This is a genomic window from Geothrix fuzhouensis, assembly GCF_024609325.1.
GTDB classification, from domain to species: domain Bacteria; phylum Acidobacteriota; class Holophagae; order Holophagales; family Holophagaceae; genus Geothrix; species Geothrix fuzhouensis.
In genome coordinates this window covers 1450271-1469577 of record NZ_JANHMQ010000001.1, presented here as the reverse complement: position 1 = coordinate 1469577, position 19307 = coordinate 1450271, and the positions used below count along the sequence as shown (strand labels likewise).

Annotated in this window: 20 protein-coding genes; 10 read left to right on the top strand and 10 right to left on the bottom strand. The window is 67.1% G+C overall.

Features of this window, described 5'->3' with window-relative positions; translation table 11 throughout:
* Positions 1–13 precede the first annotated feature (13 nt).
* The 3 genes from mutS (at position 14) to NOV74_RS06685 (ending at position 3684) form a co-directional block, all read left to right on the top strand.
* Entirely contained in the window at positions 14–2542 is a 2529-nt protein-coding gene (gene mutS, locus NOV74_RS06695; RefSeq protein WP_257310380.1) for a DNA mismatch repair protein MutS, read from the top strand.
* Positions 2539–3015, top strand: coding sequence for a pyridoxamine 5'-phosphate oxidase family protein (locus NOV74_RS06690; protein ID WP_257310378.1), 477 nt, complete (start codon positions 2539–2541; stop codon positions 3013–3015). Before mutS ends, NOV74_RS06690 begins: the two co-directional genes overlap by 4 nt.
* 66 nt (positions 3016–3081) lie before the next feature.
* Complete coding sequence (locus NOV74_RS06685; RefSeq protein ID WP_257310376.1) at positions 3082–3684, top strand: lysophospholipid acyltransferase family protein; 603 nt, start codon at positions 3082–3084, stop codon at positions 3682–3684.
* Positions 3685–3692: 8 nt separating this feature from the next.
* Here the strand turns inward: NOV74_RS06685 and NOV74_RS06680 are convergent, their stop codons facing one another.
* Positions 3693–4328 carry an HAD family hydrolase gene (locus tag NOV74_RS06680; protein ID WP_257310374.1) on the bottom strand — a complete coding sequence of 212 codons (636 nt, stop codon included), beginning with the start codon at positions 4326–4328 and terminating at the stop codon, positions 3693–3695.
* 66 nt (positions 4329–4394) lie between these two features.
* Here NOV74_RS06680 and NOV74_RS06675 point away from each other — a divergent pair, with 66 nt between their 5' ends.
* From NOV74_RS06675 to NOV74_RS06665, 3 genes are all read left to right on the top strand, one after another.
* Positions 4395–4703, top strand: coding sequence for a hypothetical protein (locus tag NOV74_RS06675; RefSeq protein ID WP_257310371.1), 309 nt, complete (start codon positions 4395–4397; stop codon positions 4701–4703).
* Positions 4704–4713: 10 nt separating this feature from the next.
* Entirely contained in the window at positions 4714–4908 is a 195-nt protein-coding gene (locus tag NOV74_RS06670; protein WP_257310369.1) for a YgaP family membrane protein, read from the top strand.
* A 101-nt stretch (positions 4909–5009) separates the two neighbouring features.
* Complete coding sequence (locus tag NOV74_RS06665) at positions 5010–6071, top strand: hypothetical protein (protein WP_257310368.1); 1062 nt, start codon at positions 5010–5012, stop codon at positions 6069–6071.
* A gap of 7 nt (positions 6072–6078) precedes the next feature.
* Here NOV74_RS06665 and NOV74_RS06660 read toward each other — a convergent pair whose 3' ends face one another.
* Genes NOV74_RS06660 through NOV74_RS06635 form a run of 6 tightly spaced genes read right to left on the bottom strand, consistent with a single transcriptional unit; the run spans position 6079 to position 12869 of the window.
* Positions 6079–6879 carry an ABC transporter ATP-binding protein gene (locus tag NOV74_RS06660; RefSeq protein ID WP_257310366.1) on the bottom strand — a complete coding sequence of 267 codons (801 nt, stop codon included), beginning with the start codon at positions 6877–6879 and terminating at the stop codon, positions 6079–6081.
* Complete coding sequence (locus NOV74_RS06655) at positions 6876–7694, bottom strand: ABC transporter permease (RefSeq protein WP_257310365.1); 819 nt, start codon at positions 7692–7694, stop codon at positions 6876–6878. Before NOV74_RS06655 ends, NOV74_RS06660 begins: the two co-directional genes overlap by 4 nt.
* Complete coding sequence (locus NOV74_RS06650; RefSeq protein WP_257310363.1) at positions 7691–8710, bottom strand: ABC transporter substrate-binding protein; 1020 nt, start codon at positions 8708–8710, stop codon at positions 7691–7693. Before NOV74_RS06650 ends, NOV74_RS06655 begins: the two co-directional genes overlap by 4 nt.
* 56 nt (positions 8711–8766) lie before the next feature.
* Complete coding sequence (locus NOV74_RS06645) at positions 8767–9633, bottom strand: class I SAM-dependent methyltransferase (RefSeq protein WP_257310361.1); 867 nt, start codon at positions 9631–9633, stop codon at positions 8767–8769.
* Positions 9630–10811 (bottom strand): winged helix-turn-helix domain-containing protein, encoded by a 1182-nt coding sequence (locus tag NOV74_RS06640; RefSeq protein ID WP_257310565.1) that lies wholly within the window; start codon positions 10809–10811, stop codon positions 9630–9632. The genes NOV74_RS06645 and NOV74_RS06640 overlap by 4 nt, the downstream gene beginning before the upstream one ends.
* A gap of 42 nt (positions 10812–10853) precedes the next feature.
* Positions 10854–12869 carry an NADPH-dependent 2,4-dienoyl-CoA reductase gene (locus NOV74_RS06635; RefSeq protein ID WP_257310359.1) on the bottom strand — a complete coding sequence of 672 codons (2016 nt, stop codon included), beginning with the start codon at positions 12867–12869 and terminating at the stop codon, positions 10854–10856.
* Positions 12870–13201: 332 nt separating this feature from the next.
* Between NOV74_RS06635 and NOV74_RS06630 the strand changes: the two genes are divergently transcribed.
* Complete coding sequence (locus NOV74_RS06630) at positions 13202–14023, top strand: DUF4388 domain-containing protein (protein WP_257310357.1); 822 nt, start codon at positions 13202–13204, stop codon at positions 14021–14023.
* A gap of 41 nt (positions 14024–14064) precedes the next feature.
* Positions 14065–15864 (top strand): AMP-dependent synthetase/ligase, encoded by a 1800-nt coding sequence (locus NOV74_RS06625; RefSeq protein WP_257310355.1) that lies wholly within the window; start codon positions 14065–14067, stop codon positions 15862–15864.
* Between the two features lie 7 nt (positions 15865–15871).
* Here the strand turns inward: NOV74_RS06625 and NOV74_RS06620 are convergent, their stop codons facing one another.
* From NOV74_RS06620 to NOV74_RS06610, 3 genes are all read right to left on the bottom strand, one after another.
* Positions 15872–16276, bottom strand: coding sequence for a VOC family protein (locus NOV74_RS06620; RefSeq protein ID WP_257310354.1), 405 nt, complete (start codon positions 16274–16276; stop codon positions 15872–15874).
* Between the two features lie 93 nt (positions 16277–16369).
* Positions 16370–16990 carry a hypothetical protein gene (locus tag NOV74_RS06615; protein WP_257310352.1) on the bottom strand — a complete coding sequence of 207 codons (621 nt, stop codon included), beginning with the start codon at positions 16988–16990 and terminating at the stop codon, positions 16370–16372.
* Positions 16991–17069: 79 nt separating this feature from the next.
* On the bottom strand, positions 17070–17714 hold the full coding sequence (locus NOV74_RS06610) for a CGNR zinc finger domain-containing protein (protein WP_257310350.1): 645 nt from the start codon (positions 17712–17714) through the stop codon (positions 17070–17072).
* An 85-nt stretch (positions 17715–17799) separates the two neighbouring features.
* On the opposite strand from NOV74_RS06610, the gene NOV74_RS06605 reads away from it, so the two are divergent.
* Both NOV74_RS06605 and NOV74_RS06600 read left to right on the top strand, forming a co-directional pair.
* Positions 17800–18300 carry a DinB family protein gene (locus NOV74_RS06605; protein WP_257310347.1) on the top strand — a complete coding sequence of 167 codons (501 nt, stop codon included), beginning with the start codon at positions 17800–17802 and terminating at the stop codon, positions 18298–18300.
* Positions 18297–19277 (top strand): SpoIIE family protein phosphatase, encoded by a 981-nt coding sequence (locus NOV74_RS06600; RefSeq protein WP_257310346.1) that lies wholly within the window; start codon positions 18297–18299, stop codon positions 19275–19277. Before NOV74_RS06605 ends, NOV74_RS06600 begins: the two co-directional genes overlap by 4 nt.
* The last annotated feature ends 30 nt before the right edge of the window (positions 19278–19307 follow it).

Genomic DNA, 19307 nt, shown 5'->3' with positions numbered 1-19307 from the left:
AGGAACGACCCCCATGTCCACCCCGATGCTGCAGCAGATCGCCGGCCTCAAGCGCGAGGCGGGGGAGGCCGTGCTGCTCACGCGGATGGGGGACTTCTACGAGATCCTGGGCGAGGATGCCGTGCGGGCGGCACCGGTGCTGGAGATCGCGCTCACGCTCCGCGGCAAGGGCTCCGAATCCGAGACGCCCATGTGCGGCGTGCCCCACTTTGCCCTGGAGTCCTACCTCCCTAAGCTGCTGGCGGCGGGCTTCTCCGCGGCCATCGCCGAGCCCACGGCCAAGGCCGAGGAGGTCAAGGGCCTCTTGCCTCGTGCCATCAAGCGCATCATCACGCCCGGCACCTGGCTGGATGATGACGCCCGCTGGCTGTGCGCGCTCCACCGTGCTGGATCGATGTGGGGCCTGGCCCTGCTGCAGCTGGCCTCCGGCGCACTGCGGGTGTTGCCGGGCGAGGGCGAGGAAGCCCTGCGAGCCACCCTGGAGCGCCTTGGTCCCCAGGAACTGATCCTGGCGGAAGGCGCCGAGGACATCCACGAGCTTGAGGCCGCCCGCACGCGCCTGCCTGCCTGGCGCTTCGAGCCCTCGCGCGCGAAGCAGCAGGTGCTGGCCTTCTTCGGCTGGCAGCACCTGGAAGGCGTGGGCCTCGATCCCTATCCGGCCGCGCTCGGCGCCCTGGCGGCGCTGCTGGACCACGTGGAGGCCACTCAGAAAGGCCGCCCCGCGCACCTTCAGGGCGTCTCTCTGGAGCTGGGCGCGGCGGGCCCGCTGCTGGACGCCACCAGCGCCCGGCACCTGGAAGTGCTGGCCAACGGCTTGGACGGCGGCCGTGCGGGCTCGCTGCTGGCCTTGCTGGACCAGTGCCGTACGCGCCTGGGTTCCCGATTGCTGAAGGCTTGGCTGGAGCAGCCTCTGAGGGACCGCGCAGCCCTGGAGCGCCGCTGGTCCCAGGTGGCCTGGCTCACAGAGGATCGCCGCCGCACACCCATCCAGACCCTGCTGGGCCAGGTGCCGGATCTGGATCGCCTGCTGGGCCGCGTGGCCCTGAGCCTGGCGACGCCGCCGGAACTGGCCCAGCTCCGCGAGGGCCTGGCCGTGCTCCAGAAGCTGCCCGCACGGATCCAGGACGAGGGCTGGGCCTCCGAGGTGGGGGAGCTTGGCCTATGGCCGGGCGACACGCCCCTCTGCACGCCGCTGCTCACGGAACTTCAGCGCTGCCTCGCCGAGGCACCCCCGCTGGACCTGGAGAAGGGTGGGGTTGTCCGCGAAGGGGTGGACGCAGAGCTGGACGCTGTACGCCGCCTGGCCCGGGACGCCAAGCAGGTGATGCTGGACCTCGAGGAGGAGGAACGCGCCGCCTCCGGCATCAACAGCCTGAAGATCAAGTACAACCGGGTCTTCGGGTACTACTTCGAGATCACCAAGTCCAACCTGGGCGCCGTGCCCGCACACTTCCTGCGCAAGCAGACCCTGGCCAACGCCGAGCGCTTCACCACGGAGAAGCTGGTGGCCTTCGAGCAGCGGCTCCTCAGCGCCGAGAGCGACCAGGGGCGCCTGGAAGGCATCCAGTTCCAGCGCCTGCTGGCCCTGGTGCTGGAACATCGCGCGGACCTCACGCGCCTCGCCCGCGCCGTGGCCGCCCTGGACGTGTTGGCGGCGCTGGCAGAGCGGGCGCGGCTCTCGGGCTGGACCCGGCCCGAGCTGGGCGAGGACCGCGAGCTGGTGCTGGCCTCCGCCCGTCACCCCATGCTGGAGGCGCGCCTCGGCCGCGAGTGCATTCCCAATGATCTGCAGTTCAGCGCGGCCCAGCCCATGGCGGTGGTCACGGGCCCCAACATGGGCGGCAAGTCCACCTTCCTGCGCACGGCGGCCCTCCTGGTGGTGCTGGCCCAGACGGGCTCCTTCGTGCCCGGGGAGCTCATGCGCTTCGGCCTGGTGGACCGCATCTTCACGCGCATCGGCGCCTCGGACCAGCTGGCCAAGGGCCAGTCCACCTTCATGGTGGAGATGACGGAGACCGCGCGCATCCTCAACCAGGCCACCGCCGCCAGCCTGGTGATCCTGGACGAGATCGGCCGGGGTACCTCCACGCGGGACGGCTTGGCGCTGGCCGAAGCCATCGCCGTGTTCCTCCGCGACCTGAAGGGCGGCGCGCCGCGGACGCTGTTCGCCACCCACTACTTCGAGATGACGAAGCTCGCGGACGACGCCCGCATCCAGAACCTCCACGTGGAAGTGCAGGAGTGGGAGGAGCAGCTGCACTTCCTCCATCGCGTGGCGCCGGGCCCCGCGGACCGCAGCTATGGCATCCAGGTGGCGCGGCTGGCCGGCCTTCCGAAATCCGTCATCCAGAAGGCTCAGCGCCTCCTGGCCCAGGCACCCGAAGCCCCACCCCGGGCGCCCATGCCCTCACAACCCGCCCTGCCGTTGTTCGAGGTTGAGCCGGATGCGCTGCGCGGCGAGCTGGAAGCCCTGGACCTCAGCCGCATGACGCCGCTGGAGGCCCTGAACTGGTTGGCGATGAAGCAAAAGGACCGAACATGAGCGTGCCGAACCAACCCATCCGGCGGCGGGACCGGGCCCTGGACGTGGCGGCGGCGCTGAAGCTTCTGGAAGAGGCGGAGTGGGGCGTCTTGGCCACGGTGGATGCGGACGGCTGGCCCTACGCCGTGCCTGTGAACCATGTGGTCGTGGACGGAAATCTGATCATCCATTGCGCCACGGTGGGCCACAAATTGGCCAACCTGGCTTTCAACCCCAAGGTCTCGTACTGCGCCGTCACCCTGGCCGAACCCCTGCCCCTGGAACTGGCCACCCGCTACGCGAGCGTCATCCTGTTCGGCCAGGCGGAGCTGCTCACGGACGAGTGGGAGAAGCGTGCGGCGCTCCGGGCCCTGGGCCAGCGTTTCGCTGCGGGGCATCCCGATCTGGTGGAGGGCGAAATCAGCAAAGATCTCCCCCGCACGGCGGTGGTGCGCATTCGCATCGAGCGGGCCACGGGCAAGGCGCGTTGGTGACAAGAGGGCCGCGGTTCCCTAGGCTGAGACTGGTCGCTACCCCATGACTCCTTCTGACTGCCGCCCATGATCTATTGGATTGTCCACACCTTATCGCGCATCGCCGGCCGCATCTTCTTCCGGCACCGCACCCTCCACCGGGAGTTCCTTCCCGAATCCGGGGGTGCCTTGATCGTGGCCAATCATGTGAGCTTCCTGGATCCGGCCGCCGTAGGTGCCGCCTTTCGGAAACCCATCTACTACCTGGCCCGGAAGTCCCTCTTCAAGGGCGTTTTGGGGTGGTTGTTGCCCCGGATCCAGGTGCTGCCCGTGGATCTTGGCAAGGGCGATCTCGCCAGCATGAAACGCATCCTGAGCCTGCTCAAGGAAGGGAATCGCGTGCTCATCTTCCCTGAGGGAACGCGCTCGCCCGATGGCACCATACAGGAGGCCGAGGCTGGCATCGGCTTCATCATCGCCAAGGGTGACGTGCCCGTGGTCCCCGTGCGGATCTTCGGCGCCTTCGAGTGTTGGGGGCGGGGGACAACCTGGCCCCGGCCGGGCCGGATCACCATCGTGGCCGGGCCACCGGTCGATTTCGCGAGTCTTCCCGCCGACCTGACTGGTCGGGCACGGTATCAGGCCTGTGCCGATCTGGTCATGAAGGCGCTTGCGGAGATCAATCTCTAGGGGAGACCCTAGGCATCCACCCCCAAGGCATGCAGATCTGCCAGGAGGGCTTCGGGTCCTGTGTAGGTGATCCCGTGCATGCCCAGGGTGGTGGCGGCCGCGGCGAAGGCGGGGATGTCGTCGATGAAGACACAGGCTTCGGGCGGCAGGCCCAGCTTGGCCAAGGCGTCCTCGAAGATCCGGGGATCAGGTTTGAGGGCGCGAACCTCGTGGGAGAGGGTGACGGCGTCAAAGAGGGGGAAGACCTCGGTGGTTCGGATCACACGGTCTGCGTGCCAGGGATTGGTGTTGGACACCAGACCCAGCCGGTATCGGGGTTTCAGTCGCCGGATGAGCTCGAAGGTGGGGGTGATGGGCGTGAAGATGTCCGTGAAGGCGGGCACGAAGGTGTCTTCGGAGAGGGTGTGGCCGCAGAGGGACGACATGCCGGCCAGGAATTCCTGCGACGTGATGGCGCCGGATTCGTAGGTTGCGGGAAGGTCGGAGCTTTGGATGAGCTGCTCCAGCACCTCGGGTGGCTGACCGCAGAGAGGCGCGAGGGCGGTGAGAATCCGGCGATTGTCGAAGGTGCAGATGACGTTGCCGAAATCGAAGAGGATGCCGCGGATGGGGGGGCCAGAGAAGGTGGCGGAGGTGGAGGTCATGGGCGCGTCCAGGAAACGGGCCCCTCAATGTCTCGCATTCGGGAGGCCGAAGCGTAGAATTCCGCCATGCTCCAACCCCTCAGTAGAACTCGCATCCGCCTGGCCTGGGCCATCGCGCTCGCTGTGGACGCCATCCAGGTGCCGGCGGATCTCACGGGCCCCATGGGCTGGTTCCTGGGCGCAGGCCTCGATCTGATCACCATGATCATCCTGTGGGCCATGCTCGGCTTCCACTGGGCCTTCCTGCCCTCCTTCGTCACCGAAGCTGTGCCCTACCTGAATCTCGCCCCCCTTTGGACCTTGGCCGTGGCCCTCGCCACCCGAGGCCGCGGGGAGGTCCTGCCTTCCTTGCCGCCCTCTCTGCCCCTTTCCTGAAGGAGGTCCTATGCAGGTGAACATCGGAAGCTTCGACAAGACCGTGCGGATCGTCGCGGGCCTCGTGCTGTTGAGCCTCGTCTTTCTGCTGGAAGGCAAAGCCCGCTGGTTCGGCCTCATCGGTGTCGTGCCCCTGATGACCGCCTTCACGGGGTTCTGCCCGCTCTACACCGTGCTAGGTGTGTCGACCTGCCCGAAGCGGTAGCCGGGATCGCCTTCGAAGGCGACTTGCCTGTTTTTTCCACTTTGGATAACTCGCTCACTTCGTTTGGTGGGACACTTGCCTGCCTTGCGAAGGTGGGCCTGGTGCGAGCCTTCCCCCGACTCCGTAGCTGCCTCAGAGCTGTGGTGCTGCCCCCCCTGTTGATGGCGGGGTCCGGGTTCGCGTGGGCAGACGAGGCGCCTGGACCTCCCGCCCCGACGACGTTCGGCGAGAAGCTGGATCTCTACCAGATGCGGACGTATCAGTTTCTCCAACCCCGCGTGGAGCGGCTGGACCGCTGGTTCGTGCGGAAGGGGACTGAACAGCCCCTGCCGGTGCCGCCCCTTGAGCTGCGCCTGGGCCTGTATGGGCTGCTGGATCTCGATGCAGCGGATCGGTTCCACTCGAAGGGCACCATCGACCTGGACGCGAAAATCTTTCTTCCCAACGCGGACCGCTTCCTGAAGCTGAAAGTGAGCACCCTGGATCCGACCTTGACCCCAGGAACGCCTCCCATTGAAGGGCAGAGGACCGCACGGATCGGAGTTGAGCGAAGCTGGACAGACGAATTCCACGCGACCCTGGGGCTGAAGGCAAGCCTCCACCCGCAGCTCTACACCCATCTGGACTGGAGTCCGACGTGGACCGCGGGGCATTGGAAGGTCTATCCCTTCGAGCGTTTGTACTGGGAGAGCAAGGATGGCACCGGCGAAATCACCTCCCTGATGGGGGACCGGTGGCAGGGCTTCTGGAACCTTCGGCCGGCCGCTTCCTTCAAGTGGAGCGAGAAAAAACGGGAGGTCGACTGGGCGACCCAGAACGGCGGCCGAGGCTGGGAGTGGGAGGTCAGCCTCAGCCTCGGCTACATCACGGAACTCCTCCGGGAAAGCGACATCGGTCGCCGCATCAACGGCGGGGACATGGCCCGGGGTACGAGCGTCCGGTTCGGCGTCTACGGCACGCCGGGGCAGGAGAACATGTACCTCCTCACGTTCTTCTTTAAACGTGAATTGCGGAACCGGTGGATCTACTACCTCGTCGCCCCGGAGATCGAGTGGAACCGGGCCCACCACTGGGGGCGGGAATACCGGTTGAATGTCGGCATCGAGATGCTTTTGTGGCACGATCGCCTGGCTTCCAGCCCCGCGGCGAGTCACGCCCCGTAAGGGTTTGCTAGTCCACCGCCGCGCCCCGGAACTCGTCCTGCTCGTGCCGGTTCTGCTCTTCCATGAGGAGCAGGCTCAGCTCTTTCTTCAGGGCGTTGAAGCCGGGACTGGCCACGTCGCGGGGGCGGGCCAGGTCCACGCGCAGGTCGCGCTTGATGGTGCCGGGGCGATAGGTCATCACCACCGTGCGGTCCGCCAGGTAGAGGGCCTCCTCGATGCTGTGGGTGACGAAGAGGATGGTCTTCTTCAGCTCGGTCCACAGACGCAACAGCTCGTCCTGCAGGTTGCGGCGGGTGAGGGCGTCCAGGGCGCCGAAGGGCTCGTCCATAAGCATGATGGGCGAGTCCAGGGCCAGCACCCGGGCGATGGCCACGCGCTGTCGCATGCCGCCGCTCAGGTCCTTGGGATAGCGCTTGCGGAAATCCTGGAGGTGCAGCAGCTCCAGCAGGCTGTCCACCTTGGCCTGGATGGCGGCTTTGGCGTCGCCCTTGATCTGGAGTCCGAAGGCGATGTTCTGCTCCACGGTCATCCAGGGGAACAGCGCGTACTCCTGAAACACCATGCCGCGGTCGGGGCCGGGGGCGGTGACGGGCGTGCCGTCGACATGGATGTGCCCGGAGCTGGGCAGACTGAAGCCCGCGACAGCGTTGAGCAGGGTGGATTTTCCGCAGCCCGACGGACCCAGCAGGCAGACAAACTCGCCCCGGACGATCTCCAGGTCGATGGCCTTAAGGGCGTAAACATCCTGGCCGCCGCTCTGGAAGACCTTGTGCACGCCCTGGACGGAGATGTGGCTGTCCATGCTCATCCCTGCTCCAGACCACGGTGCCAGCGCAGCATGCGCGAACTGAGGCGGCTCATGACGGTGTCGATGCCCAGGCCCAGGAGGCCGATGGTGAACATGCCCGCAATGATCTTGTCGGACCAGAGGTACTCGCGGGCCTCCAGGATGCGGTAGCCCAGGCCGTTGTTCACGGCGATCATCTCGGAGACGATCACCACGATGAAGGCCGTGCCCATGCCGATGCGGGCTCCGGTGAAGATGTAGGGCGTGGCGGCCGGCAGGATGATCCGCTTGAACTGCGTGAACCGCGAGGCGCCCAGGTTGCGGCCCACGCGCAGGTAGATGCTGTCCACGTTCTGCACACCGGTGACGGTGTTCATCAGCACCGGGAAGAAGGCCCCGATGCTGATGAGGAAGATGGCCGGTGGATTGCCCAGCCCGAACCACAGGATGGACAGGGGAATGTAGGCGATGGGCGGGATGGGCCGCAGCACCTGGATGAGGGGATTGAAGAGGGCGTTGACCACCTTGCTGTACCCCATGCCCAGGCCCAGGGGCAGGGCCAGACCTGTGCCGATGGCGAAGCCCACAAGGACGCGGTAGAGGCTCCCCATGGCGTCCTGGGGCAGTTCGCCGGAGAAGCACCACTTGAGGTACGAGCCCTGGGTGGGATCGAACGCCTCCAGGGGCCGCAGATAGGCCCACCACTTGGTGAGCACCTGCATGGGCGACGGCAGGATGGTGGCGTTCACCCAGCCCATGGTGGACAGCAGCTGCCAGAAGGCCAGGGCCGCCAGCGGGACGAGGATGCCGGAGGCGGCGTGCCGGTAGCGCTTCATCCCTTCTTCACCTTCTTGGCGGGAGCCGCCTTCTTGGGAGCAGCCGCCTTCGGCTGGTCGATCTTCAGCTGCTTCTTGGCGTCGGCCAGAAGGTCGAGCTTCACCCAATCGGTCGCCTTGGGCGGCTTCGCCATCTTGCCCACGCCGTACTTGGCCATCAGGTCCGTGGTGATCTGCACATGTTCCGTGGTGATGTCATAGCTGAAGGGGGAATTGCCGATGGCGTCCAGGTAGTCCTCGGAGCTGATCTGGTTCTTGAACATATTCTCGCGGACATACTTCTCGGCCAGCTTGGGATCGTCGATGAACTTCTTGGTGGCCTCCACGAAGCAGAGCAGGAAGCGGCGGGCGACATCGCGGCGCTCCTTGTAGAGCTTCTCGGTGATGACCAGGGCGCGAATGGGCTCGCCGATGGGGGTGTCATAGGGCTTCAGCAGCTCCACGCCGAACTTCCGGTTGATGGCCTGGGAACTGTAAGGCTCGCTCTGGCACATGGCGTCGATGTTCTTGGCCATGAGGGCCTGGTTCAGGTCCGCAAAGGGGAGGTAGAGCACCAGCACATCCTTGCCGGGCTTGTCTGACCAGGTGAGGCCGGCCTTGGCCAGTTCTGCCAGCAGCAGCACTTCCTGGGCCCCACCGCGGGCCACGCCGACCTTCTTGCCCTTGAGTTCCTTCAGCGACCTGATGCCCGAGTTCGCGCCCACCACGATGCGCGCGCCGCCCCGGGCAAAGCCGGCGACCACATAAATGGGCACGCCCGCGGCACGGCCCGCGATGGCAGCATCCAGGGCCGCCGCGCTGGCGTCAATCTCACCGGCCACGATGGCGGGGTTGATGTCGATGCCCTTAGCGAACATCCGCTCGTCAATCTTGAGGTTGTACTTCGGGGCGAGTTCCTTCATGTAGGACACGGCACCGTAATGAGCGAACTTCAGATTGCCCAGGCGCACCACGTCCTGGGCTGCCAGGCTCAGGGTGGAAAGGGCTAACAGGTAGGCCAGAGGCTTCATCCGCATGGGGTACTCCTGGGGTTTGGATCATTCTAGGCCAAGGCTCCCCGCAGATGCACCGGTCAATCCTGCCGACGCCTCGCCACCATCAGCAGCTCGCGCCCTGCCCGGCGGGGATGACTGGCGGACGCTCGCGCGAGGTGGAGGATTTCGAAATGCGGGTCGGCGAGCTCGCGGCAAGTCTCCAGCGGAATGGCATGCGGCGGACCGGGGCGTCCCTGGACGTCGTCGAAGATTACGGCCATCCAAAGACCGCCGGGCCTCAGATGGCGCGCGCAGGCCTCCACATAGTCCCGGCGCCGCTCCGGGTCCATGGCCACGAAGCAGGTGTGGTCGAAGATGGCGTCCCAGGGGCCTGTCCCTGCCCCCCCGCGAGCCGCGCTGGGAGCGCCGGGCGGTGGCCCGCAAGGAAGGCGAGGTGAGCATAGTGGTTCTAAGTGATCCGAGCTTGACGCAGCGGGGTGCCGCCCGCCGCCCCAGCCCAGAGGGACGACGCCAGACGGGCGCTCCGCCACGTCAGGGCCCTTGAACAACGAGCCACGTTGTCCTGCGGGCCCTTCCTTCCGGAGCATCCCGGCTGACGTCGTCGCGGCACACGGGGGGGCAGGGACAGGCCCCGAGGGGCCGAGCTGCGGGGAGAGCCAGTCCGCGGATGACCAGATGATCCGGTCGCCGTACCGCGCCCTGGCGCCCTGCAGGGCCAGGGGCGCGAAGTCCAGGCCCGTGACTGCGAATCCCTCGGCCTCCAGTCCAGCGGCATCGTGGCCGTAGCCGCAGCCCGGCACGACGACAGAAGCGCCCGGCGCCAGTCCCGCGGCCGCCGCGTGGGCCAGGGCCTCCGCCAGCACGGGCGTGGGCTTGGCCATGTCCCAGCCGGGCCGTGCGTCGTCCTCGTACAAAGCATTCCAGTAGTTGGGGTGATCGGTCATGGCAGCTGGATCTCCTGGGCCCCCACGAACGAGGCCAGCCGTTCCAGGGCCTCGTCCAAGCTACGTTTCCGGGCCTTGGTAGCCTTGACGCTGGGCTCCCACCAGAGCCCCTTGATCTCCAGGAGGCTGCGATCGCGATGCAGCTTGGGGTCAAGCCGGCCCACCAGCCGCTCGCCTTCGAGGATGGGCATGACGAAGTAGCCGTACTGGCGTTTGGGCTCGGGCACGAAGGCCTCGAAGCGGTAGTCGAAGCCGAAGCGGCGCAGGGCCCGGGCGCGGTCGCGGAGGATGGGATCGAAGGGACAGACCAGGCGGGTCCGCTCCGGTGATTCAGGCAGCTTGGCCAGCCGCGCCTCCCAGTCCGCCAAGGCGAAGGCGGCGCGGGTCTCGCCATCGGCGCCCTCCACCTGCACCGGGACGAGGCGACCGGCTTTGGCCGCGGCTTCACACCAGGACTTGGCCTCGGGGCCTTCGAGGGCGGCCCAGAAATCCGCCAACTCCTTGGGTGTGAAGACCCAGAGCCGCTCGGCGGCGGTGGCACAGGCCCACTCCAGGTGTTCAGCCCGATCGGGGCAAGGCCGGGCCTGGTGATCGGGTAGTACGCGCTCGGTGAGGTCGTAGAGTTTCTGAAAGCCCTCGCGCCGGGGGATCATCAGCTCGCCGCTGCGCCAGAGGAAATCCAGGGCGGCCTTCTGCGGCTTCCAGCCCCACCAGGGGCCGCGCTTTTCGGGGTGTTCGAACTCCGAGGACTTCAGCGGGCCCTCGCGCTCAATGCGAGCCTTCACGTCCTTCACCACCTGCGCGCCGTCCGTGCCGCGGAAGTGGTGCTGCCACCAGGCGTGGGCCTGGATGCGTGCGCGATCGCGGGCGAAGCGGGGCTTCCACTGGGGGAAGAAGGTCGTGGGAATGGCGGAGGCGTCGTGGGTGAACCCTTCGAAGAGGTTGCGCTGGTCCTCCAGCAGCTTCCTCAGCTGCTCTGGCTGGTAGCCGTCCAGGCGACTGAGCAGGGTGAGGTCGTGGGCCCGGGCCAACACGTTGATGGTGTCCATCTGCACGAACCCCAGGCGCTCGATGAGGGCTTGGAGCGACGCCACCGTGGCCCGCCGGGTGGGGTCGTCCAGCAGGCCTTGGGCCCCCAGGAAGAGGCGCCGGGCCGCGGAGTTGGAGATGGTCTGCATCACGGAGAAATCCTGAAAGCAATTAATCTGTGGACCATGTCTTCAGATCGTCGCCGCCAGCTCCGCCCCCTGGCGGATGGCGCGCTGGGCGTCGAGTTCGGTGGCGAGGTCGGCGCCGCCGATGAGGTGGACGGAGAGGCCCTTGGCCTGGAGCGGTTCCGCGAGGCTGCGTTCGGATTCCTGGCCGGCGCACAGGATGATGCTGTCCACGGCCAGGCATCTCGCGTCGGCATCCTTGCCCTCGCGAATCCAGAGCCCCTCATCGTCGATGCGTTCGTAGTGGACGCCACCCTGCATTTTGACCTTCATGGCCTTGAGGCCGGCACGGTGGATCCAGCCCGTGGTCTTGCCGAGGCCGGCGCCCATGCGGTCGGTCTTGCGTTGCAGCAGGAAGACCTGCCGCGCCGGTTCCGGGGGCTGCGGTGCGGGCAGCAGCCCTCCGCGGTGCGCGTGGGTACCATCCACGCCCCATTCGGTCAGGTAGGCCCCCACCTGCAGCTGCGGTTCCGGCTGCACCAGGAATTCCGCCACGTCGAAGCCGATGCCCCCGGCGCCGATGACGGCAACCGTCTTGCCGGCCGTTTTCCGGCCCGACAGCAGGTCGGGATAGCTGATGACTTTGGGATGGTCCAGACCGGGGATGTGCGGCGTGCGGGGTAGGACGCCCGAGGCGAGGATGATCTCCTCGAAATCCGCCAGCAGTTCCACGGTAGCCCGCTCGCCCAGACGCACGGTAACGCCTGCAGTGGCCAGCCGGCGTTTGAAGTACCGCAGCATCTCGTAGAACTCCTCCTTGCCAGGCACGCGCTTGGCCAGATTGACCTGGCCGCCCAGTTCCGCCTGCGCTTCGAAGAGCGTGACGACGTGGCCGCGCTCCGCCGCGTGGCAGGCGAAACTCATACCCGCCGCGCCTCCACCCACCACGGCGATGCGCTTGGGGGCGATGGCGGGTGAGAAGACCAGTTCAGTTTCGTAACAGGCGCGCGGGTTCACCAGGCAGGTGGCCCGCTTGTTCTGAAAGACCTGATCCAGGCAGGCCTGGTTGCAGGCGATGCAGGTGTTGATGTCCAGCGCGCGGTCCTCGGCGGCCTTGTTCACGAAGTCGGCATCGGCCAGCAGGGGCCGGGCCATGCTCACCATGTCCGCACAGCCTTCCGCCAGGACCTCCTCGGCCACCTCGGGCGTATTGATGCGGTTGGTGGTGACGAGGGGGATGCGCACCTCCCCCTTGAGCTTCTTCGTCACCCAGGCATAGGCGCCCCGCGGCACCATGGCCCCGATGGTGGGCACTCGGGCCTCGTGCCAGCCGATGCCGGTGTTTAGAATCGTGGCGCCGGCGGCCTCCACCGCCTTGGCCAGCTGCACGACCTCCTCCCAGGTGCTGCCATCGGGCACCAGGTCCAGCATGGAGAGGCGGAAGATCAGGATGAAATCCGGGCCCACGGCCGCGCGCACGGCTTTCACGATTTCCACGGGGAAGCGCATGCGGTTTTCGTAGCTGCCACCCCAGGCATCCGTGCGGCGGTTGGTGCGGGCGGCGATGAACTGGTTGATGAGGTAGCCCTCGCTGCCCATGATCTCCACGCCGTCGTAGCCGGCCTTCTTCGCCAGAGCCGCGCAGCGGGCGTAGTCGCGGATCGTGGCCCGGACGCTGCGCTGGGAGAGGGCCCGTGGTTTGAAGGGGGTGATGGGGCTCTTCACGGCGGACGGCGCCACGCTGAGGGGGTGGTAGCTGTAGCGGCCGCCATGCAGGATCTGGAGGGCAATCTTTCCGCCCGCCGCATGCACCGCTTCGGTCACCTGGCGGTGCTTCCCCACCTGCCAGGGCCAGGAGAGTTGCGAGCCGAAGGGGGCGAGCCGGCCCCGCAAGTTGGGTGCGATGCCGCCCGTGACGATGAGGCCCACGCCACCCCGGGCCCGCTCGGCGTAGAAGGCCGCCAGCTTGCCAAAGCCGCCCCTGGCCTCCTCCAGGTTCGTGTGCATGGAGCCCATCAGCACGCGGTTGCGCAAGGTCGTGAAGCCCAGGTCGAGGGGGGCCAGCAGGTGGGGGTACGGCATGGGGACTCCAGAGGCTGCAGGCAGTGTACGGTGCCCCGGGCGTCCGCGGCTCCCGCCAGGATGCCCCGTGTCGCTACAGATCTTCCCGCCAGGCCGGGATTTCCCTGGGCCAGGCCCGCTGCCACTGCCTCTGGGCCCCGCTCGATTTCGCCATCTTGACCCGGGTCAGCGTGGGCCGTCCAATGATGGACCACTCAACCCCGCCGATCATCCTCGTCCGCTTCTCTGATTGGTAAGACCCTGGCCATGCCGTACTCATCCTGTTTCGCCCCTCGCCACGTCTCTGCCACGGGAGCGGCTTTGGCCTGCACCGGCGGGGTCCAGGAGCGCCCATGAGCAACCTGCGGGGTTTTCTTGAAAGCATCAGCATCACGGACGTGGTGCAGCTGCTCCACCTGAACAGGAAGACCGGCCAGCTGCTCCTGCAGAACGGCCGGTTCAAAGGGGTCATCTACGTGAGCGGCGGCGCCGTGGTCCATGCCGAAAGTGGGCGGGCCATCGGTGAATCCGCCGCCTTCGAACTCCTGACCTGGGAACGAGGGGAGTTCGAATTCCAGGCGGGCCCCGTCAAGCCTGTGGGGAGCATCCGGCGGAGCGTGCCCGACCTGCTCATGGAATCGGCCCGCACCCTGGATACGCGCCGGCGCCTGGGGGCCTATTTCCCATCCCTGGATGCGGTGCCCTGGACCTACCTGCCCGAGCCGGCCCTTACGGCCGGCCTGAAGCTTTCCCCCGAAGCCCGGAAAGCCATCCCGCACTTCGATGGCTACCAGGATTTCCACCAGATCATGATTTCTACCCAGCTGAACGAAACGGCCGTGCTCGAGGCGGCCTTCGCGCTGTTGGAAGCGGAGCGCCTCCAGGTGTTCGAACCCGCGGTTCCCCTGGCGCTGGAGACGCTGAAGACCGGCCTCTTCAAGAAAGGGGATCACGTGGAGCTGGGCGTCATCCACGAGTCCCGTTGGCGGGGCCTCCAGCCTTACAGCCATGGCTTCATCACCCAGGTGCGGATCCAGTGGCGTGGCGGGGTGGCCCACGAGGCGGTGCGCTTCGTTCCAGGCCTGGCCGATGGTGTGCTGTCCGCGCCCGAAGCCTTTCTCCAGAGTTGGGGCATCAGCTCCTCCGAATCCGTGGTGGTACGGCCCGCCCCCTGAACCCAAATCCCGGAACAAGCCCCCTTTCCTCGGAGCCAGACATGGTCCAAACCATTGCCGACTTGTTCTATCAGGCCTGCGCCTTCCAGTCCCCGGATGCCTTGGCCTACCGCAAGGGGGGCACTTATGTGCCCATTTCCCACCAGGAGCTGCAGGCCCGGGTGGAACGCCTGGCCCTCGCCCTGGAGGCCCGCGGCCTGAAGGCGGGTGAGCCTGTGGCCCTCATCTGCGAGAACCGGCCCGAGTGGGCCATCGTGGATTACGCGTGCGCCATCTCCGGGCTACCGTCCGTGCCGCTCTATCCCACCTTGAATGCCCCCCAGAGCGCCTTCATCCTCCGGCACTCTGAGGCCCGCATCGTCTTCTGTTCCACCGCCGATCAGGCTCGGAAGGCCCTCACCGCCAAGGGGCCGGACTCCGCTTTGACCTGGGTGGTGCAGATGGACGGCATCCCCGCCGATCCCTCCGTGATCCCATTTTCCACCCTCATGGCCGAAGGCGAGGCTCTGGAGGCCCGGCGGCCCGAAGTGCGGGCCTGGGCCCGCCAGCGGAAGCCGGAGGAGCTGCTGACGCTCATCTACACGTCGGGCACCACCGGCGATCCCAAGGGCGCCATGCTCACCCACGGGAACCTCGTGTCCAACGTGGAGCGCACCCTCCAGCTGCTGCAGCTCAAGAAGGGCGACCGCTGCCTGTCCTTTCTGCCCCTTTCCCACATCCTTGAGCGGATGGCGGGCCACTACTCGACCATGCGTATCGGCGCGAGTATCTACTACGCGGAAAGCATCGCCACCGTGGGTGATGACCTCCAGGCCACCAAGCCCACCATCATCATCAGCGTGCCCCGCATCTACGAGAAGATCTACGCCCGGGTCCGCGAGGGCGTGGCCTCCAGCAGCATCGTGAAGCGGTTCATCTTCCACTGGGCCATGTGGGCCGGGGACATGTCCGTGCCCTACCTGTACGAGAAGCAGAAGATCCCCCTCTGGATCCAGTTCCAGCTCTGGTGGAGCCGCCACCTTGTCTTCCAGAAGATCCTGGCCAAGACCGGCGGGAACATCCGCTTCGCCATCAGCGGCGGCGCGCCCCTGGCACCCAAGGTCATGGCCTTCTTCTGGGCCATCGGCCTGCCCATCACCGAGGGCTACGGCCTCACGGAGACCAGCCCCGTGATCTCCTTCAACCGGTTCGGGGAGGTGGTTCCCGGCAAGGTGGGACGCCCCATCTACGACACCTGGGAAGGCAAGCCCTACGTGAAGATCGCGGAGGATGGCGAGATCCTGGTCCAGGGCCCCAACGTGATGAAGGGCTACTGGAAGAATCCCGAGGGCACGGCGGAGTCGTTCGATGCCGAAGGCTACTTCCGCACCGGCGACATCGGCGAGCTCAGCGCCCGGGGCCTCCTCAAGATCACGGATCGCAAGAAGGAGATCATCGTCACCAGCGGCGGCAAGAAGATCGCCCCCCAGCCCATCGAGGAGCTGCTCAAGACGGACAAGTTCATCACCCAGGCGGTCCTGTTGGGCGACCGGCGCAACTTCATCTCGGCGCTGGTCATCCCCAACTTCGACAGCCTGCACCGCTGGGCTCATCAGAAGAAGGTCCCCTTCTCCAACAACCGCGACCTGGTGGCCCGCCCCGAGGTGCACCAGCTGATGATGGAGAGGGTGGAACAGATCAATCAGCAGCTTTCCAACTTCGAGCGCGTGAAGAAGGTTGCCATCCTCGATCACGAATTGAGCCTGGAGACCGGCCAGCTGACCCCCAGCCTCAAGGTGAAGCGTCGGGTGGTGAACGAGATGTACGCGACCTTGATCGAATCGCTCTACAAGGGCGCCTGAGGCTCGCTCAGCCGGCCGAGGGCCCCTTCAGCTCGATCACGTTGCCCTCGGGATCCCGGAGGTAGACGGATGGGCCGGTGCCCTCGGCCCCATAGTTGTCCTGAACCTCGCTCAGCTCGATGCCATGGGCGGCGAAGCGGGCCCGCAAGGCGGCCTCGTCGAAGGGGTCGATGCGCAGGCAGAAGTGGTCCTGGTTGCGGCCCTCCGCGCCCGGGGCCGCGCCGCCAGACGCGCCCAGCTTCCCGGCCACAGAGACCAGGTCGAGCATCGAGCGCCCCGCCCGAAGGTGGACCAGCCCCAGGTCGGGCACCCGCCGGTCCAGGCCCAGGCCCACCACCCGCGTGTAGAAGTCGGTCATGGCCTCCAGGTCAGTGACGCGAAGTACCAGGTGGTCGAGGCCGAGGATGTGCATGGCGGGTGGACCTCCGGGTCCATCAGCATAGCTGGCAACGCCCGGCGAAGCGCCTCGCGGTGGGCGCCGTCGCTGGGCGCTGGACTGGTGGCGTCAGAACCGGATGCCCGCATAGAGGCCGAACTGGCTCTTGGGCGCCATGGCCTTGAGTACATCCGCGTTGCTGGCGGAGACGTCCACCCCGCTGCTCTTGGTGGTGAGGGGGAAGGCCGCCTCCAGGCCCAGAAAGGGCTTCACCACGGGCGAGGGGATGGCGAAGCCGACGTTCACCCGGGCCCACACGCGGTTGTAGGTGGTGCTGTCGGAACTGCCGCTGAACTCACCGGACAGTTTCTCGGAGCGGAATTCCAACCCAGCCCCAACAGCCACGAAGGCCTTGAAGTTGAACATGGCCCCCGCTGACCAGTGGTTCTCCTTGAATTCGCCGACCTCCACCGAAGGCGTGCCAGGCAGGGACCCCTTCACCGTGGCCTTGGCTTCCGGCTGGTAGCCGGCGTTGAGTTGGAAGAAGGCGGGGCCCAGGTCCACCAGCGTGTAGCCAAAGCGCGCGGCCACGACCGTCTTATCGTCGGTTTCCATCGTCAGCGTGGTACCCGGCGCCACGTCCGAGTGGATCGAGGGGTACTGCTGCTGCCCGATGAAGAGTCCCACCTCGAAGGTCTGAGCCGCCAGGGGGGCGCCGAGGAGCAGGGCAAGTGCGGCTGCCTTTTTCATGGTTGTCTCCTTATTTAAAAGGGAAAGGCGGCCCATCCTTCCACCACCATCCCTGAAAATCAAGGAGATCCAGAGATCATCAATCGGGGGGATCCACCGGGTCCTGCTTTCGGACGCGTTGGTAGTGGCGGCGGGCTTTCTCCCGGTTGCCGCAGCTGGTCATCGAACACCAGCGCCGGGAGTGCCCGCGGCTGAGGTCCAGGAACAGCCAGGTGCACTGGGAGCCACCGCACTCCCGGACCGGGGTTGGAGGCTCTCGGGTCAGGAGGTCCGCCGCGGCCCGGGCGATGGGCCAGAGGGGTGCGGTGAGGTGTCGTTCCATCTCCCGCCAACGCCAGGCGGGGGCTGCGTCGCAGGCGATGCAGAGGTGAGGCAGGGCCGCCTGGAGAGCCCGGTTCAGGCGGGTCAGGTCGCCGGGAGGCACCTCCAACCCATGGCACCGGGCCGAGAACAGGCCGTACAGGGCCTCCCGGAGGCCACGGGCGGCCTGGAGGGCGGCCTCGGCGGCCGGAGGTTCCGCCTGCGCCCGGGTGGCCAGAGCCTCCGCGACTTCGGGAGCCAGGAGGCCAGTCTGCTGAGCGAAGGCCAGGAGGTGCGCATAGGTCTTCAGGTCGTCGGTGTCCGGGCGTCCCCGGTCGCCCCAGGTGTTGGCAAAGTCCAGGCTGACGTCGCCCCCGGATAACTCAAAGGGGCCCTGGACAGGGAGGGGAGGCGCTTCAGTCATGCCTCAATTATAACCCAAAAATAGGTATTGACAGGTTAGAAATGGACTTCATATTAACCTGCGTTCCTTGCCAAGGAGGTTATATATGGCCCAGTCTCAAGACCTCGCCCCCACCCGCCTGGCGGACCAACTGGAGCGTGGCTTCAGGGGGGGTGCCTGGCACGGTCCTGCCCTGATGGAACTCCTGGCCGGTGTCGATGGTCGCCTGGCCCAGTGGCGCCCAAGTCCGGCCACGCACTCCATCGCGGAGCTCGTGGGCCATCTGACCTACTGGCTGGGGGACACGGAGCGACAGATCCTCGGAGCTGAGCGGCTCCAGGGCGCGCCAGGCTCGGACTGGGGCCCCGCCGAGCTGGATTCCGAAACCACCTGGCAGGCGACCTGCACGGCCCTGGAGGAGGCCCATGGGCGGCTGTGGTCCGCCGTCCACCAACTGGAGGAAACCCGCCTCGACGAGGCGAGGTCGGGCTCGGAGACCACCATCCGGGGGCTGCTGCTGGGGATCCTCCAGCACAACGCCTATCATGCGGGCCAGATCGCATTGTTGCGGAAACAGGCCGAGGCCGCGGCGGGGAGGACGCCATGACGCCGTTGGAGGCCCGGACCCTCGAACGACTCGTCGCCCGGCGTGACCACCTCGCCGCGCTGACCTCCGCAAGGAAGGAACAACGTTGGGTGGAGCTGATGCGGCAGGTGGATGGGGCCATCGGTGCCATCGAAGTCGGCACCTGGGGCATCTGCGCGGTGTGCCACGATCCCATCTCCTCGGACCGCCTGCGCGAGGATCCCCTGGTGCGGGTCTGTCTGGAATGCCTGTCGGAGGCCGAGCGCCGGGCCCTGGAACGGGATCTCCAAGCCGCGGGGAAGGTCCAGCGCACCCTGCTGCCGCCGACCCACCTGGTCCAGGATGGCTGGGAAGTGGCCTACCACTGGGAACCCCGGGGGGTGGTGTCCGGGGATCATGTGGATGTCATTCCCGCCGCCGCACCCGGGGCTCCCCTGCATCTGGTCCTCGGCGACGTGTCCGGGAAGGGCGTGGCCGCCGCGCTGCTGCAGTCCCACCTGCATGCCCTGTTCCGGGCGCTGGTGCCCACGGGGAAATCGCTTCCCGACCTGTTCAAGCAGGCCAACGAGCTCTTCGCGGAAGCCACCTCCTCCGTGAGCTACGCGACCCTCGCCGCGTTGCGCCTGGATGGAGGCGGACGGCTCTCGATCGCCAACGCCGGCCACCCCCGGCCCCTCCTCGCCGATGGTCGCGGGGTGCGGCCGATCGAAGGCGGGGGTCTCCCGCTCGGCTTGTTCTGCGATTCCGTCTACACCGAACGGGATCTGGCGCTCGCGCCAGGCCAGACCCTGCTGCTCTACACGGACGGCTGGACGGAAGGCGCCCGGGGCGATCGCGAGTTCGGCATCGGCCGGGCCGCGGCCTCCCTGCGCCGGGGGGCCGCGCTTCCGCTGCCCGAGCTTCTGGCCTCCTGCCGAGGGGAGCTGGAGCACTTCCTGGACGGCTCACCCCATGGGGACGACCTCACCCTGGTGGCGGTGCGCAGACTGGCGGCCTGAGCCGGCGGAGCCCATCCGCCGGCTCAGGCC